We start from the raw sequence: 17000 nt of genomic DNA on the forward strand, positions 1-17000 counted from the left end.
GACTGTAGTCGCTTAGAAAAATCGGCGATTGTCCAATTCCCGCTGAACCGGGACATTCGCCGGGAGGCTTGGAGAAATCGTGTGTGAGTAAAAACACACTATCTGGTCTGAAATCAAATGGACTGAAGGATGCCATCATAATTCCCGGCGGCTCCGTATTAAGGCCCATTGAAATCACGGAATTGAATGTGATCATTACGTTCTGATTCATTAGCGATAATTGCGTTGGTCCGTCTGCTCCGTCGTAAATTTCAAACTGACCGCCGAGGCGCCGATCTCCAACATGTACATAGAAATCGTCTTGCGCGTGTATTTCGATCGGTCCGGCGACTTCTGCGTTCGTGCGACCTTGCAAACAGAAATCAACTCCGCCGGACGTGTTGGCCGAAATCGCGCCGGCATCGCCGAATCCAAGCCAGTTGAGCTTGATATCGCCGTGATCGGCGGTGCTCCCAGGCGGATCGCAGGCAATGGCTGAATCTATTGTGTCCTTTCGGCTTGACGATGTCGCGTCTTGTCCGATGCTGTTTTGATATCGCTCCGGAGGCAAAATCCGGACAAGCAGGCCGAGGAAATCTCAAAAAACAGGTCTGCTATCGCTTGTCGCATGAGTTTGCTCTCTCCCCAAGCCGACCGCCGCTAAGAACAGAACCGCCCCAATCCCCGGAATCAATGCACGCTTCATGACATTACCTCCCCATCTTCCGTCGACTGGCCGAAAACTAAAGGCAACGCGCATACTCCCTACATCAAGATTGTAGATCAAAAGGTGCGAAGTGTCAAGGGGGCGGGAAAGCCAGGCAGGCGGATAGGCAAGGGGCAGGCAAGGGGCCGCACACACGTAACGGGGAGGGTCGGCATCCTCGCCGACCGGCATTTATGCAAGGAGTCCTGTTTTGGCAGGTCAACACGAAGCAGCGCTTTCGACGGGAAATCCCCGGGTTGATCGTGGAAACCGGGCCTTGCGGAAAGGCCAGTGGCCCATGTTGTCGAAATCGTGTCTTCGCGGGCCGAATCGATCGGGTCGTGATACAATCCTGGCCGTCAAGAGATCCGGAGACTGGAGGAAGGACGCATGCGACACCCAAACCCGGAAATTCGTCTGAAACGGCAATCTTCGGATCCCGGATCGATGGGGTTCAATCGGCGGTTCCACCTGTCCCGCCGCGGCTTCATGGCTTCCATGCTGTTGGCGGGTTGCGCCACGCGGCCGCTTGCGCGCGAATCGTCGAAAGAAACCCTGATCGGCTATACCGAATACCGCACGAATCTGCCGACGCGGTACGACAATCAGATCACGTCGCGCGCGTGTGTTGTGCATGCGGACGGCACGGGCCGCCGCGTGCTGGCCGGGTCGCTCGCGCGCGAACCGCACGCCTGGACGCAGTTCGCGGGCTGGTCGCCGGACGGGCGGCTGGCCGTCGTCGGACGCGGGTGGGAAAGCCCGGAAAACGGCGCGTGGGAAGAGGCGAACAAGACCTTTCGCATGACCGAAGGCTGGCTCTACGACATGTACCTGCTCGACATGGAAACGGGCCGGCTGGAGAATATGACGGCGGTCGAACGCGTCGGCGACTACAACAGCGGGTTGTTTTTCGTTCCGGGCGAGGCGAACAAACTCGGTTTTACCGCGCTGATTGGCGGCATCTCGCATCCCTTTGTCATGGATCGCGACGGACGCAACAAAAGGGACCTTTCGCAAGGACCGGACGGGTTCGCGTATGGCTTCAGCGCCTCTCCGGACGGCAGCCGGGTGGCCTACCACAAGGACTACCGCGTGTACGTCGCGGACGCCGACGGATCGAATCCGCGCGAGATCGCGACCGGAAATCCGTTCAACTTCTGCCCGCAATGGTCGCCGGACGGCCAATGGCTCCTGTTCGTGTCCGGCGAGCATTACGACTGCCATCCCCACATCGCGCGTTCGGACGGATCGGGCCTTCGCAAACTCGCGGATCGCGGCGGATACGAAGGCGTCGCGACCGTATACGATGTGTTCGACTTTCACGGCGGCAGCAGCGACGTGCCGGTGTGGGCCGCGGACGGATCGTGCGTTTTCTACACCGCGCGCGTGGGCGATGCCGTCGAACTGATGCGCGTTTCACTCGATGGACGGATCGGGCAACTGTCGCAGTCGAGGCCCGGAACGCGGAACTACCATCCGAAACCGTCTCCCGGCGGCGACCGGCTGATCTTCGGATCGAATCAATCCGGCACGCGCCAGTTGTACATCATGGCCGGCCATGGCAAGGATGCCCGGCCCGTCACGGACGTCCCGCCGGGCCATGGCGCCATGTGGGCGCATTGGCGGCCGTAGGCTACGGGAGAATGTAGGCCGCCCCGTGCGCGGCCAGCCATCCGCCGCCCGCCAGCAGCAGCAGCGCGATCGTGTAGCGCCGCCAATGGGCGGGCGTGGCCGGATCCCCATAGGCCGTTACGCCGTTGTAGCGCACAATGTCCACGTACCGCGCCGCCACAAGCAGCAGCAGCACAATCCCGTAGATAGGGTCGGCATAGGTAAATGCGGATCCCTGCTGGACAATCATCAGCAGGCATACCCCAAGCGCCGTATTGCCCAGGAACATCCAGAATACGCGCAAAACCAACGCCGCCAAACCGGCGTTCGCGCCCTTGTCCGCCGAAATGGAATCGCTCATCACGCATCCTCCTCGATCGAACGACGAAGAGGATGGTGGCCCGACCATCCGTTTAGCCTTCGACTGCCCGCGCAACCGAACCCTTGCCTGTCGAAGTATACCATACCTTCCAATCTTTTTTTCATTTTACGCAAGATTCGGCCCCCATAATCTTGCGGTCAAGCACACAAATTCATAACTATGGCGGCTGTATGGAATGAGCCGATTCTTCGGCGCTTTCCCCCGGGAAACCGCCGTGGATCTTTTTTTCGATGGCGATAGCGACGACAGGAAGAAACGGTGGGGATCTTTTCGGAGCGGCAGAGGGTTCGCGGGAAATTGCGCTTCGGATTATGAAATGATCCTTCCGAACATCGTATACTGGGTTGGAGAAGCGGAAGGTTGCGCACCGTGATCGATGTCGAATGTCCACATTGTAAACGTGTTCTGAAGATTCCGGAAAAGTATGCCGGGGTCGAAGGGGCCTGCAAACATTGCGGGGGACGGATTGTGATTCCCGGGCAACAGCCGCCGTCCGAATTCGAACCGTCGTCGTATGGGCATGCGCCGGGGGAGGCGTCCGCGACGGAATCGGCATCGCGGCAGGAAACCATCAAGGCGTTGACGGCCAACATCGAAGTGCTGCATGCCCAGTTGTTCCAGAACCGGTCGGACATCGAGCGTCTTGCGAAAGAACTGGAAAGCGAGCGGGTGGCGAAAATCGAGGCCGAGGTTGCCCGCGACGTGGCCATGGTCCGGATGAGGCGGGCCGAGGAAAACCTGGCGGCCATCGGAAGCCGGAATGAAGATATGGCCATGCGCGCCGAGTTCGAGCGGATGCAGGCCAAACTGGTTCAGAGCCGTCACGACATCGAAACGCTGGCCCGGGAACTCGAAACGGAACGCGTGGCGCGGGCCGAGGCGGAAGCCGCCCGCGACGTGGCCATGGTCCGCGTCCGGCGTGTCGAGGAGGGTCTTGCGGCCCTTCGCGAACAAAAAGGGGACGAGGCCGTTCTGCAATCCGAACTCGAACGCGCCCGGGCCAAGGCGGCGCAGGCCGCGATCGAGGCGGAACGCCTTGCCCGGGATCTCGAGGCGGAACGCGCCGCCCGCGCCGCGGCGGAAATGGCGCGCGCCGAGGCGGAAGTGGCGCGGGATGTGGCGCAGGTCCGCGTAAAACGGCTGGAAGCGAATCTCGCTGCGATGGGCGACAAGGGCGAGGATGAATTCCTGCGGGGCGAACTCGAACGGTCGGAAGCGCGGCTGGCCCAAAGCCGCCAGGATGTCGAACGGCTCGCGAACGAACTCGAAAGCGAGCGGCAGGCGCGCATCCGCGCGGAAACGGCGCACCGCATGATTGAATTGCGGACACGCCGGGTTCAGGAGCAGTTCCGCCGGCTGATCCAGGAAAGAACCGAACCGAAATCCGAAGCCGTTTCCCCGTCGCCGGAACCTGTTCCGCCGCATGCCGCCGTCGAACCGGAACCGTCGCCTGTGGTTCCAACAGATCAAGCCGAACCGCCCGGACCGCCGCCGGGCTTTTCGGAAACGGATTCGACCGCTTCCGCCATCGAAACGGCGGATATCGAGGAAGCAGCGGCGCCGGCGTCTGAAGCGGTGTGCGTGTCCCGCGATGTGGAACCGGTTTGCAACGACGAGAGTGAACTGGAAAAATGTATTGAATCCCTGTTGCCGAGCGAAGGCGAGATCGATCATGCCGTGGCCATAGGCAATCCGGATCTGGAACCGGAATCCTCGCCGCCCGCCGAAACGGAAACGCCGGAGGAGGAACCGGCCGGGCCGGCGCCCACGCCCACGCCCACGCGGTCGTGGGTGGTTTGGGCGGCTGCCGCCGTGCTAATCGTGGCCGTGGCCGCCGGCATTGCCGGGTATTCGACGCGGGCGCTTTGGATGCCTGTGCCTTCATCACGGCTTGTCAACCCGCCGGAAGGCGGGGTCATTGAGGCGTCGGTAACCTATATGACGTCGCGCCAGCCGGAAGCGTTGACCGTTCCCGCGGCGCGCGCGCCCATGGTTCTGGCCCGTCAACAATTTGACGCGCCGGCGTTTCAGGCGTTGCTTGAGGAGGCGGGCGTTCCGCAAACCGCATGGGCGGGGCTTGCCGAATGGCTGTGTTTCGCCGAACCCGACATCCCCGATGCAAAATCGTTTCCCGCGGCGGAGATTCCGGACAGCGCGCCGTTCGCCGATGCACGAAAAACCCTCGCCGCATTCGCGGATAAAACGGGACGCGACGCGTTCAACGCGCGGCTTGCGGCCTTGTTCGCTTATGCCCTGCCGCCGGAATGGGCGGAAGAAACCGCGACGGATTCAGGCGCGCTGATCATCCGCAATCTCGTGCCGGGACGGTACGCCCTGCTGGCGCGGCCCGAAGGTCCGCGGGAAGCATGGAAGCCGATCGATCCTTCCGCGAAAGACCTCACGACGCTGGTGGTCCGCCAAGGCGAAACCGCCCGATGCACGCTAAAACTCGTTGATTCGGCCAGCGCCATCCGGGGCAAGGTGGCCGACGGGGAGTCGGGGAAGCCGGTTCCCAAGGCGACGGTGGTGGTTTCGGGCGATTTTTCCGGAGGCAAGAAAATCACGGTCGTCACAAAAGAAGATGGGACGTTTATGCTCGACCCGCTCGAAACGGGTTACGGATCGTTCATTGCTACATGCGCCCCGTTGCCCAAAGGCTACCTTTCCAGCACTACTTTCGACGGCACGCGCGAACTCGGCGTCGCCCTTGCGCCCGGTCTGATCCAGATCAGCAAGAAGGCCGCGCCGAAAGAGACCCGTAAGACGGTCCTGTCGGGACGGGTGCTTGCTTCGGACGGCACGCCCGCAGCGGGCTTCGGCATTTGGGTGGTGGGCGAGGACGGGTCCGCGAAGAGCCTTGCGCGGTCGGGCCGCGACGGAACCTACGAGTTTCCGCATTCCGGCGGCACGATGCGGCTTTACGCGGCGGGCCCCGGTTCAGCGCGCACGGAACCTGTCAACGTCGAATTGCAGGCCAGCCAAAGCGCGACCCGCGATTTCGTGCTGCCGCCCTGCGGACGCATTGTGCTGTCCATCAAGAAGCCGGATGGCACGGCGCCCGAAGCCTTCGAGGAGTGCAATCTCGTGTGCTCGTCGCGCGTCATGTCGGATCCGGGCATGTTGCAGCGCGACGGCGACACATTCATCATCCCGTACCTGGTCGGCGGCGTCTACGATCTGACGTTCCGGGTCAAAGGTTTCAAGCCGGTTTCGTTGCCCGCCATCGAAATTGACAAGAACGGCGGCGACCGCGAATTGTCGGTCGCCTTGGCCCCCCTTGAGGCGGCCTTGCCCCCGCCGCAATGAAAAAGGACGGCCCATCCATGTCGGACGGATTTGCATCCACGCATGAGGAGAGACCGCAACGGTATCCGGCATTCGTCGTGACGATGTTTATCCATGCGCTGTTGACCATGCTTCGGCGCAAACGGGTGATCCTCGCGGCGGGCTTGTCGTTGATGCCGGTGGCGATTCCCTTGTCGCTGGCGTTTTTTTCGACGATGGTGTTTGCGGAAGACGGCAACCGGGTATTCGTCCGGCTGATGGAATACCTGTATCTGCGGGCGCTGGCGCCGCTGCTGGCGCTGTTTTTCGGCTGCATGGCCATCGGCGAGGATGTCGAATCGCAGATTATCCCCTATCTGCTGACGCGGCCGCTTCCGCGCGGCGCCATCGTGCTCGGCAAATTCGGCGCATACTGGGTCGTGTCCTCCGTCATCGTCTGCCTGTCCGTTTTGCTGACCTTTGCGGCCTGCACGGCGCTGGGCGGGCTCGATTTCACGCCGAACACCCTGGTCATGCTGGCCCATTACGAGGCCGTCGCCTGTCTGGCCCTTTTCGGTTACGGCGCGCTGGCGATCTTCCTCGGCGCGGCCGTAAAACGCCCCATCATCATCGGCATCATCGCTATTTTCGGCTGGCAGCGGTTTGCCTATTACATGCCCGGTGTCGTGGATTTTCTCACCATCGAGAAATACATCCTTGCGCTCCTGCCGCGTCTTGCCACCCAGCGCGAAAACATCGTGCTGAAAACGGCCATCGCCGAATTTCAAAAACAGCAACTCCTGATTGAGGCGCCCAAAGCCCTTGTGTCGTTGCTTGTTCTGTCCGGCATTTTCCTGTTCTGCACGAGCCTGATAGTCCGCTGGCGCGAATATTCGGTGGCGCGATCCCTGGGCGGGTAGGATCGCGGGGCTTTGGGCAATCCTCGGCACGTGGACTACAATGATCGGCGAGCAAGGTTATCGTTCGCAACGCCTATGGACCGCGCGCGGATATTTCAAAGAAAAATTCATCTTGAGAGCACCGTGTTCTCGGAGTCGTGAAGGTCTCGGAATGTAACGCCGATTTCCTAATCGGCTTGCTGAAACACGACATGCCGATTGGGAAATCGGCGCTACCAAGCGGCCATTTTCAATTTCAACACAAGATCTCGTTGCCTGGTCCGACATGAAATGGCCCGGGAATGCTGATCTTCGTGGAAATTCTTATCCTTTTGTCTCAAGAACTCGGTACTCTCAAAAAATCATGTGTATAGAATGGAAATTACATCAGGGCCGCATTAGGACCGTGGACTTTAAGTAAATGGAGAAACAAGTTGTTTCAAAGCAGCGAGTTGCCGTCTACGGCGAGGTGTTGACCGGAAGACGAGAGGTCAACGCCATGCTCGATCTCGTCAAGCAGGAGACGGAAGCGGATCGAATCCCGCGTTCTCGAACCGACCTGTAGCAATGGGAATTTCCTCCGGCGTATTTCCTCATGATCGGAGAATCCGCGGATGGACGCGAATGAACGCAAAACATCTGAAACTATCAGCGTTCATTCGCGTCCATTCGCGGATCGCTACAATCCGGATGTGCGGTCGAGCATCGCCAATTTGAGCAGCGATGAGGTGTTCACGCCGCCGCAACTGGCGAATTGGATTCTCGACCTGCTGCCGCCGGAACTCTGGAGCGACAAGAAGGCCATCTGCAAGTTCAAACGCTACGAAGACGCCAGCTTGAGCTGTATGGGGATCAACAAACATCAAGGTGAAGATATAGGCCTTTACGGCACTGTTCCAAGCCCAACTGATATTCCCTTTGCATTTGCGAACATGGAAGAATGATCTTGGGAAGCCCCTCGCTTGCACCAAGGATCTATCATGGTTTTTCTGGCTCTGTACTTTTCGTCATGTGGTTATATTTTTGCCATCTCCCACGCGGTCTCGAACATGGCGGTGGCTTTTTCGAGGCGGACGTCCCAGTGGAGTTCGGTGCTGGAACCCATGAAGAATCCGCGGGCGTTGGTGGCGGCGATGGCTTGGCGACAGGTCTCGCGGACTTCTTCGGGGGCGCCGTAGGTGAGGAGTTGGCTCACGTCAATGCCGCCGGCGATGAGGAGGTGTGGGTATTTCGCGCGGACTTCTTTGACGGTCATACCGGCCAGCACTTCGATGGGGTTGAGTCCGTCTATGCCGGCCTCGACGAGGTCGTCGAGGACGCCCCAAAGGTTGCCGTCGGAATGGAAGATGCAGGTCGTTCCGCGTTCGTGCCACGCGGCGTTGAGGCGCTTGAGCCGGTGGATCCAATGTGTGCGGAGCCAGTCGGGCGAGAAGATGGCGCCGGTCTTGTGGGCGATGTCGGAGTAGGTGAGCGCAACGGGGATGTGATGGGGATCGGCGATGGCGGCGACGCGGCGGAGTTCGCACGAGACGAGGGCCTCCATCCATTCATCGAGCAGGTCCGGCTGCTCCATCATCAGTTCCGTGAACAGTTGCATTCCCGTGGCGTGATACATGCCGTCGAGACCGACGCCGCTTTCGATCACGAGCACCGTCGGATCGCCGCGGCCGGTCGGATCGGCCTCGGCGAAATCGGCCCATTTCGATTCGATGTCCTTCCAGACGCCTTCGGCATATTTTCGGTCAAAGGTACGGTCATTCGCTTCGCGGATGCGTTCCTGTATCCATGGAACGAGCGTCGGTAGGTCGCGAAAGGGACGTTCGACAATCCAGCCGGTCCATCGTTCGGTCTTGTAGCGGATGCCGTTGCCCCAGACGCCTTCGGCGGGCCGTTGTGGTCCCGTAACCATGCGGGTCATGTCGAGCACGCGCCCGACGGCGAGCGCCGTGGTTTGCGCGCCGTCGTCGTAGGTCAATGGACGTCCCGCGTAATGTTCGATGATCGCGTCGTTCTGGAATATGTCGTAGAGCGGGACGCGATCCGTTTCCTCGAACCGGACCGTCCGCATCACGCGTTCGCGTTTGGTCATGATTGCCATCGTAAAGAAACCTTCGGCGCCCCATTATCGCCGGGGTGGACCATGCCATGGCAAGCCCGTGCCGTTTCATCCCTCGCGGAGGATCTCGGCCGGATCCTGGCGTGCGGCTATCAGTGCGGGCAACCAGCTCGCAATGCACGCCTGCAACGGCGCCAGGACAAGCGCCAGCGCCAGCAATCGAACATCGAAGAGGGAACGCACAACGGCGGCGGACACCGGCACGTTGTCGGCCGCGCTCCATGCGATGCCGGCCGCGAAACCGGCGGCGTAACCGGTCCATGCGCCTGCCATGCCGGCCAGCGCCGCGCGCGCCAGGAAAAGCGCGAGGATTTGTGCCGATCGCAATCCAAGCGCGCGCAACACGCCGAGTTCGGCCCGGCGCTCGCGCACGTTCATCCAGGCCAACAGGCCGATCCAGAGCATCGAGGCGACAATGGCCAATGGGATCAGCCACGACGCGAGGACCTCCCGCTGTTCAGCGAGACGAGTGTGAAAGGCGGTTTCCTTCGCGATGGTTTCTTGGCTCAACGCGGCGACACGGTACCGCGCGTCGAGCCGAATCAGCGCTTCGGGAATGCGATGGACAACCTGCGTTTCGGGCAGAATGGCCGCGATTTGTTGGCTGATTTTGTCCAAGTCGCCCTTGGCGCACAGGCAGCTCAACGCGAGGATGGCATTGATCCGACCCGGCTTTCCGAGCAGGCGCTGGGCCTGTTCCATGTGAATCCAAACGCTGGCGTCGTCGCTGTTGCCGCGCTCCTCGTGCACCTGCGCGACGGTAAACGGCGCGCCCATCAATTCGACCTTGTCGCCGGGCTTGAGTCCCAGTTTTCGAGCCAAGGCATGACCAATCCGCATAGTGTCCTTCGCGACCGGATCCAGCATCGGTTCCTTTTGGTTGCTGTGGCGGTGGGGAACCTCGCCGCGCACGCCGATAAGAATAATCGGGCAATTGTTTTGCTCGGTCCAGAGGATCTTTTCGTAGATTTGGGGCAGCAGGTGCTGAATGGTTGCAATGTCGGACTCGCACAGGCGGGTGACGAGTTCTTCCGGCATGGTCTTGGCGGCGAAACCCTGGGTCCAGAATTGGCTGAGGTCCTCTTCCTTGTTCAGGATGACGACGTTGTAGCCCATGGTTTTCATCATCTTGCGGTAGTCGTCCTGCGCCACCGCCATCAGGGCGGACGTTTCGGCCTCTTTTTTCGCGTTCAACCCGGCCACCCGGACATCGTGCGCGCGCAGCAACGTTGAAATGCCGACGAGGCATCCCATGGCGAGAAACACCGCCGCAACGCCCAACGCAAAATCCATTTTGCGGTACACAATTTCCCGACCGGCCAAACGCCAAATACCCATGTCCGAAATGCAATGTCCTTTCGTGTGAATCCAGCGGTTATCGGCCGCCGCGTCTGGACAGCAAGACAAACGTTGCCGCCATCAACATAACCGCCGCCGCCGCCATGGCCATGATCGCGTTGCGCACGAAATCGTAAGCGGCCGGACGGGGTTCCGGCGCCGCCTCCCGAAATCCGGCGGCGTCCGCTGTCGCAATGCCCGGAAGCGGCGGCAATTCCACCGCCCCGATAGCCGTATTATCGCCGATGCCCTTTTCCCAGTCCACCGCCATGAGCAGATCCGTGCCGGGATTTTCCGCCTTGATTTCGCATGCGCATGGGCCGGCGAGAAACGCATGGGCCTTCGCCACCGTTTCGGCGTTGATGCCCCGGCCCACCAACGCGTACAAAACCCGGCCCCGGCCATAGACGGGGAACGCCATCGGTTCATCATAGGAAGTCAAGTCCGGCTCGGCGCCCAATAGCATGCGGACCAGCATGGCCTCGGCCGGATCGTCGCGATTCACCTCGATGTGTGAAAACTCGATGCGCAGATTCGACAAATCGGGCGGATCCGTACCCGCGAGAACCTCGTCGCCGGTCATGTCCGGCAGACGAAGCGTCTGGTTGGCATGATCGATTCCCGCTGCCAACAATTGCGCGGCCGCGTCGTCCTTGGCCCGGTCGCCGGAACGCAGAAGCAACCAGACGCCCGAATGGCCGGCAAGAAGGCGCCGGGCCAGTTCTCGCCGGATCGGAGAATCGAACAGGGCATCCGGGGACAGTTCGCCTAAGGATCCCGACCAGACGGGTGTGGATGCGTGTGTGCCGCGCGGATACATGAGGAAACACACCGGCAGTGGGCGATCCTGCGCTTTTTCCCAAATGACTGCGCAGGGTTCTTCCATGAACAGGGTCGCGTCTATGTCGCGCACGTGAAGATTGGCGGGCCTGTTCACATCCTTGGCGCGCTGCTCAAGGGCGTGATGCCGGGTCAGGTCTGCTTCGGAAAGGGGACTTTTCCTAAACACGATCAACTCATACCGATCGGCCTGCCAACGTTCAAGCGCCCACCGGAACACCGGTACGCTGCATGCGTCCGCAACGAGCGCCGGCGCAAGACACAGCCATATCGCCACCATTCCGGGGACAGCATGCCTCGTACTCCTGCTCGTAATCGCGCTCGTAATCGTAATCGAAACTCCGTCGTTTTCGCCCTTGCCAAATCATTGAACTTCAATTGATTTCGCAAGATGTCCATGAATTTCTTGATGTTTTTTGTGGAAGCCAGATTTAACGGCCCTAATTATGCCTTTGCGGGTCTTGGGCGCCGGGTTTGCGTTTGGGATGCAGGCGGCCGGGGCGATCTTCGAGGCGTTTGGCAACATCCGGCTTGCCGGGCAGGCGCCCCCATTTTCGGACAGGATGACGAAATTGACCGAATACGGGAAAAGGCATGAGGTGAACGCAAGAGGCAACGAACAGCCCTTACTTAGTCTGGAATATGCCCGAATAAACACGCAAGACATCCCGCAAATCCTGTTGCAAATCCTGTTGTCCCGTGCCGATTATACATTGGATCGCGGTCGAAATGCGCGCACCGCTCCGCCAACAGGGTTCGATACGGGCGATAACCCGCTTACGGAAAGAATGCCGTCATGCGACGAATTCCGCGCGGCGTTACTCGATGCGGCGCCCACGACATCGCGACTCAATCCTTTCGCGCTATCTCGCAAAACCAACTTAATTCGACCGAAAACCCAATAAGCAAGCATGCCGTCCCTGGAATTCAACGATCCGGGAAAAATTAGGACTTGACGTTGAAACCTTTACATTATATAATGCGTAAAGATTCTTATGGAAGGTAAAGCATATGGCCATAAGTACGATTTCCACGAAGGGACAAGTCACGCTGCCAGCCGGTTTCCGCAAACAACTCGGAATGGAACCGCACGACCGCGTGCTCATCGAAGCGACCGATGACGCCATCGTCATCAAGAGGGCGGCCGATTTCTTCGAATTGGAAGGCTTCCTCGGAAAGGCCCTGCCGGCAGCGGAGGAGCGAAAGCGGATGTTGCGGTCGGTTTCGCGGCGCGTCGAGGGCCGGAAGGGATGAAGCGCGTGTTTGTGGACTCGAATGTCTTTCTGCGCTTCTTCACGCATGACGATGCCGGCCAGCACAATGTTGCCGCAAGGCTCTTTCGCGATGCCGCCGCCGGCAAATGCGAACTGGTTACCGGGCCGCCGGTCCTGTTCGAGATCGCCTGGACGTTGCGGGCGGCCTATCGCCTGCCGCGGCAGAAGGTGTTGGAAGCGATCACGGCCATTCGTGCGTTGCCGGGGTTGCGCCTCGCCGACGAGTCCCTGGTTGACGAGGCCTTGCGGGCCGCGCGGCAGAGCGGACAAGAATTTGCCGATGCCTATATTTTTGCGAGCGCGAAGGAGTCAGGCGCCGATGCGATAGCCACGTTCAACCGGCCGCATTTCGAGAGCCTCGGCGCCGCGTTGCATTGGGCGTGACGGCCAAAGGGACTTTCCCGACATAAGCGGTTCCAGCATAATAAACGCAATACTGCTCTTCACAACCTCTGCTGCCGTGTCAATTTGAAAGAACATCGCTGTCCAAATTGCGGCTTGCAGAAAGCCATGTTGAGTAAATAGACAACGATTTTTTCGGGAAAGCGTTCTTAGGACACCTCTTCTTAGCGATGAAAAAGAAGTGCCCCCAGTCAATCGTATTTTGGACCGCTCTGACATGCGGATTCGAGTTTGGAATCGCCTGGTCCGAACATTTGTGCCCTGTTTTCCATCTGCGTGTATCTGCGTCATCTGTGGATCATGTGGTTTTCCGCAGATGACGCAGATACACGCAGATATTGAACAGATGAACGGGATAAAAAGGTAAAACGTGACTCCTTGCGGTATTGTGGTTTTTATGCAATTCTTTTGGACAGCAATGTTGAAAGAAGAACATTTTCGGACAGGATGACGGAGTTGAACGCAAAAGGCAACGAACAGCCCTGACTTCGTCTGGAGCATGCCTGAATCAATGCATTATTTCCACGCCGCACAGCAGTGTCTCCGAACCCTTGCCGGGATCGAGGACGATCTCCAGCGCGTCGCGAATTGAAATGCCTGTAAACTCCTTGACCAGGGTGCGCATTGTCCCGCCGGCTTCCGCCGCGATGTTGAAATACCGCAGGACTTTCCGGCCTTGGAGCGAGACGTCGAATATTCGCCTGTCCTTGTCCGCCTCTCCGGGCTCGGCAAACACCAAGCGAACCGTGCAGGGCCGGGAATCCCTTGCGCCCTCTTCGACCGTGATCTGCATCCGGCGCAGTCCTTTCATGCCGGATGCGCCTACCCATGCGGGGCCGTCGCCGGTCATGCGCAGCGAATGATGGCGGTAGCAGACCGGATCGGGCGGTTCCGTGACGACCGGGATATCGGGCGACGGCCCGCCCACGCTGGGATAGTCGAGCCATAGTGTGCCGAGTTCGTCTCTGCGATCGCCCGGCGCGCCAAGGTTCAGGCCTATCCGCTGGACGCGTTCCGCGCCGGCCTGGAACGCGTTGTAGGTCCACATTTCGGTTTCGGGCCGGTGGATGAGTGCGAGCGAGGTCTGATTCTGGTAACTGCACGTGCAGGTGCGGGTGTAGTCGGGGGCGTTGAGCACCCCGTTGGCGGCAATGAGGTTCGAGGTGCATCCGGATCGAAAACCGCCGAGATTGCCGGTGCCGCCGTCATTCACAAGATCGAAAAATCCGGCCGCGGCCGATCGGAACGTGACGAGGTTCTGGCAGGCAATCGCGGTGTTGCACCCGTGCTGCCGCTGCCAGTTCATGTCCAGTTGCGCGCCGGTTAGGGGGTTCTGTCGCTGGACGGGTTCGCCCGTCAACAGACTGAAAAACTTTTGTTGGGCGATGATGATTTCGCCGTGCAGCATGCACGGACCGCCGTAACTCAGTTTGCGATCCCAAAGGATCGAACCGTCCTGGGCCCGATACACCGCCATGCGATCGTTGGTTTCGTCCTTGAGCATGTCGCCCGATGCGCGGCCTGCCTGTAACAGCAAATCATGTTCCTGCGAATAGCCGAGCCATGTCCCGAAAACGCCTTCCTGGACGCGCCACTGCTCCCGTCCGGTCCGCAAATCCAAGGCGATCAGGCGTCCCGAATCCGGCATTTCGACGCCGCGCCGGGCCATGCGGTCCCGCAGTTCGTCCGTGGCGCGATCCAGACAAAACACCTTGCTGCCGCCAAGGGCAATCGCGTTGTGCCGGAACGCCGTGTCCGCCGTGCGCGACCAGAGCGGCGCGCCGGTGTGGCGGTCGAGGGCCACGATGCGCTTGCTGGCGACGGCGTTCCATGTCTGCCCCTTGATTTCCTCGTCGTACCGCAACGGACCCGATCCAGCTACCAGCACGTCATCCCACACACCGATGTATCCGAAATCCGGCGGTTCCGCCGCGCCTTCGGGGATTGGCAGGCTGAACTCGGACATGACGCTGCCCGTCGCGGGGTCGAGGCGCAGGCATTTCGATCCGTAGGCCACGTAGATGCCGTCGGAAAGAGACACGTAGTTGCTGCCGATTGCGTTCGCGCCCGGCTGATGGCTGGTATTGTCGTAGGCCTTGCCGATGGCCGGCAGGGAGGCCTGCCACAGCACGCGGCCCGTATACACGTCCAGCGCGCGAATCATGTCCGGCCCTTCGATGAACAGGCGGCCGTCCACGACCTGTTCGGACGGGCCGTGGCCGTGGCGCGGCAAAATGTCCTTGTTCGAGGAGCCGCCGAACCACAGCATGCCCAACGGCGCGCGCACGCGCGTTTCCCGCGACACCAGCGAATTCGAGGCGTCGGCATAGTGATGGGTCCAGTCGGCGGAACCGGGCAACGGGCCGGTCCGTCTCAACAGGACGTAATCGCCTTTCCGCTCCACCTGCGCCCCGTGCAAATCCGCGCCGGCCACGGTTTTTTCCAGGATTTCCGCCGTATTCCGTCCTGCGGCCATGCAGGCCGAGCCGCCATAGGGCCGCAGGCATTCGTACAGTTTCGACACCCGTTCCTTGCTTGCGGCAAAATCGTCCCCCACTTCGGCCAAGACGGCAAGGCCGGCGAAATACGGCGGCAACGACAGGTCTTCAAAATCCCCTTCGATCAGCGCCACGCGCACCCCATACAGGCCGCTCGCATCGAGCATCCCGCGCGCGGCGGAAACGGCCTTGTCCGGTCCGGCGCCCACGATGTGCAGCTGCGATTCCCGCGCCAGGGCTGCGGCCAGTTCGCCGTTGCCGATATCCGGCAACAGCGCGTATCCCTCTGAAACGCCCGTCGCCTCCAGTATCGCGCGGACCTTGGCAAGCGCCGTCGCATCGCCGGGCGTTGTTTTGCTGTTGGAGGCATCCATAACGATCGCGGCCTGCTTCTTTGCGCCAAAACAATGGATCCGGCCTTCAAGCGTCGAAACGTAGAGGCGGCCATTCGCCGCGGCAAGCCGGACGGGATGGCCCTCGACTTCCGCTTCCCAGACCACGCCCGGTTCGCCGCCGTTTGGGGGCGGATCGATCGCAAAGACGAAACCCGGCCTGCAACCGTAAAGACGATTGCCGGCCATAATGAAATTGGACGCCTGACACGGAAACGACCACAATTCCGGCGCCTGCCATTTCCAGGTCGTTCGCTTTTTGCTGTCCGTGTCGCTGACCGCCTCGATCGTCGAGGCGTCGAACGCGCGAAGCCGGTCGTGGTCCATGCCCACGATCGTCCCGCCGGTCATGACCACCGTCGAGGGAAAAGCCCCCAAATTCCGGCCTGTCTCCAATTGATATAGCGCGCCGGGATTGATGTAGAAACGATCCCGCGCCGCAATGCGATAGTCGCCGTACCGGTTGTTGGCGTCCAGTTCGTAATACAAAAGACGGCCCGTCTTGCGGTCGAGACACGCCGCCGGCGCGCGCCCGTTCGGGACCAACAGGTTGTCGCCGCACAGCGTCAAATATCCCTGCGGAGCCATGCCCGCGAAGGCCGGGCTGTGGTGGGGTTGCAGCATGAATTTGACGTCGTAATTGTCATGCAACCACCGAACGGCGCCGGTCGCGGCATCCAGCGCATAGACGCACACGCCTTCAAACGGCCAGATGCCCGCCGCAAAGTAAACCGTTCCGTCGGCCACCACCGGCGCGCCGCGCACGGGCCACACGGAAATCATGCGGGCGTTGCCCAGGACTTTGCGGTTGGAAAGGGCCGCCTGAAAACGCCATCGTAGCGCACCCGAAGCGGCATCGAGGCAATACAGGAATCCGTCGTCCGAACCGGCGTAAAGCAGCCCATTTGCAATCGCCGGGGCGAACCGGATTGGACCTTCCGTGTGGAAACGCCAACGTTCCGCGCCGGATTCCGCATCGAAGGCCATGACGGCATCGTTGTGCGGCGAGCCGAGATAAAGGGTGTCCGCGGCGACAATGGGTTCATAGGCGATGTCGAATTCCAGACGTTCGTCGTCGGGCCATGCCCGTTCCCGCGGCGGCAGCGCAAGGCTCCATTGGAGATGAAGATCGTCGGGCAGTTTTTCCGGCGACGCGCCCGTATGCCCCGTGTCGCAACGCCACATAGGCCAGTCTTCGGCGCACAACGCCGGCGCAAGCCAAAACACAAGCAGGCTCAAAAACGTCCAGACCCGGAAAACCATTCGGATACCTCTTCGCATTTCCGGCGGCGCCCGGTA

The 17000-nt window shown here is 60.6% G+C and carries 14 protein-coding genes and 1 pseudogene; 9 read left to right on the top strand and 6 right to left on the bottom strand.

Annotation, left to right across the window (positions count from 1 at the left end):
* A partial coding sequence (locus tag P5540_16335; protein HRT66386.1) for a hypothetical protein occupies positions 1-196 on the bottom strand: 196 nt, incomplete at its 3' end.
* Between the two features lie 87 nt (positions 197-283).
* On the opposite strand from P5540_16335, the gene P5540_16340 reads away from it, so the two are divergent.
* Together P5540_16340 and P5540_16345 are read left to right on the top strand one after the other, a co-directional pair.
* Positions 284-478 carry a hypothetical protein gene (locus P5540_16340; protein ID HRT66387.1) on the top strand — a complete coding sequence of 65 codons (195 nt, stop codon included), beginning with the start codon at positions 284-286 and terminating at the stop codon, positions 476-478.
* Positions 479-1075: 597 nt separating this feature from the next.
* Positions 1076-2317, top strand: a complete 1242-nt coding sequence (locus P5540_16345; GenBank protein ID HRT66388.1) for a hypothetical protein — start codon at positions 1076-1078, stop codon at positions 2315-2317.
* Position 2318: 1 nt separating this feature from the next.
* On the opposite strand, the gene P5540_16350 is transcribed toward P5540_16345, so the two are convergent.
* Positions 2319-2657, bottom strand: coding sequence for a hypothetical protein (locus tag P5540_16350; protein HRT66389.1), 339 nt, complete (start codon positions 2655-2657; stop codon positions 2319-2321).
* Between the two features lie 390 nt (positions 2658-3047).
* Between P5540_16350 and P5540_16355 the strand changes: the two genes are divergently transcribed.
* The 4 genes and pseudogenes from P5540_16355 to P5540_16370 all read left to right on the top strand — a co-directional run bounded on the left by P5540_16355 (position 3048) and on the right by P5540_16370 (position 7785).
* Positions 3048-5984, top strand: a complete 2937-nt coding sequence (locus P5540_16355; GenBank protein ID HRT66390.1) for a carboxypeptidase regulatory-like domain-containing protein — start codon at positions 3048-3050, stop codon at positions 5982-5984.
* A 17-nt stretch (positions 5985-6001) separates the two neighbouring features.
* Positions 6002-6862 (top strand): ABC transporter permease, encoded by an 861-nt coding sequence (locus tag P5540_16360; protein HRT66391.1) that lies wholly within the window; start codon positions 6002-6004, stop codon positions 6860-6862.
* 400 nt (positions 6863-7262) lie between these two features.
* Positions 7263-7422: pseudogene (locus tag P5540_16365) on the top strand (SAM-dependent DNA methyltransferase).
* A gap of 33 nt (positions 7423-7455) precedes the next feature.
* Positions 7456-7785, top strand: coding sequence for a hypothetical protein (locus P5540_16370; protein ID HRT66392.1), 330 nt, complete (start codon positions 7456-7458; stop codon positions 7783-7785).
* Positions 7786-7856: 71 nt separating this feature from the next.
* Here P5540_16370 and P5540_16375 read toward each other — a convergent pair whose 3' ends face one another.
* From P5540_16375 to P5540_16385, 3 genes are all read right to left on the bottom strand, one after another.
* Positions 7857-8939 (bottom strand): uroporphyrinogen decarboxylase family protein, encoded by a 1083-nt coding sequence (locus P5540_16375; GenBank protein ID HRT66393.1) that lies wholly within the window; start codon positions 8937-8939, stop codon positions 7857-7859.
* A 66-nt stretch (positions 8940-9005) separates the two neighbouring features.
* The gene (locus tag P5540_16380) at positions 9006-10295 is read right to left on the bottom strand and encodes an FtsX-like permease family protein (protein HRT66394.1); all 1290 of its coding nucleotides are present in this window, start codon (positions 10293-10295) and stop codon (positions 9006-9008) included.
* A gap of 37 nt (positions 10296-10332) precedes the next feature.
* Positions 10333-11415 (bottom strand): hypothetical protein, encoded by a 1083-nt coding sequence (locus tag P5540_16385; GenBank protein ID HRT66395.1) that lies wholly within the window; start codon positions 11413-11415, stop codon positions 10333-10335.
* 205 nt (positions 11416-11620) lie between these two features.
* Here P5540_16385 and P5540_16390 point away from each other — a divergent pair, with 205 nt between their 5' ends.
* From P5540_16390 to P5540_16400, 3 genes are all read left to right on the top strand, one after another.
* Positions 11621-12040 carry a hypothetical protein gene (locus P5540_16390; protein ID HRT66396.1) on the top strand — a complete coding sequence of 140 codons (420 nt, stop codon included), beginning with the start codon at positions 11621-11623 and terminating at the stop codon, positions 12038-12040.
* A 106-nt stretch (positions 12041-12146) separates the two neighbouring features.
* On the top strand, positions 12147-12389 hold the full coding sequence (locus P5540_16395; GenBank protein HRT66397.1) for an AbrB/MazE/SpoVT family DNA-binding domain-containing protein: 243 nt from the start codon (positions 12147-12149) through the stop codon (positions 12387-12389).
* The gene (locus tag P5540_16400; protein ID HRT66398.1) at positions 12386-12793 is read left to right on the top strand and encodes a PIN domain-containing protein; all 408 of its coding nucleotides are present in this window, start codon (positions 12386-12388) and stop codon (positions 12791-12793) included. The genes P5540_16395 and P5540_16400 overlap by 4 nt, the downstream gene beginning before the upstream one ends.
* A gap of 526 nt (positions 12794-13319) precedes the next feature.
* Here the strand turns inward: P5540_16400 and P5540_16405 are convergent.
* Positions 13320-16964 (bottom strand): PQQ-binding-like beta-propeller repeat protein, encoded by a 3645-nt coding sequence (locus P5540_16405; GenBank protein HRT66399.1) that lies wholly within the window; start codon positions 16962-16964, stop codon positions 13320-13322.
* Positions 16965-17000: the final 36 nt, after the last annotated feature.

The organism is Candidatus Hydrogenedentota bacterium, from assembly GCA_035450225.1.
In the GTDB taxonomy this organism is placed as follows: Bacteria; Hydrogenedentota; Hydrogenedentia; order Hydrogenedentales; family SLHB01; genus DSVR01.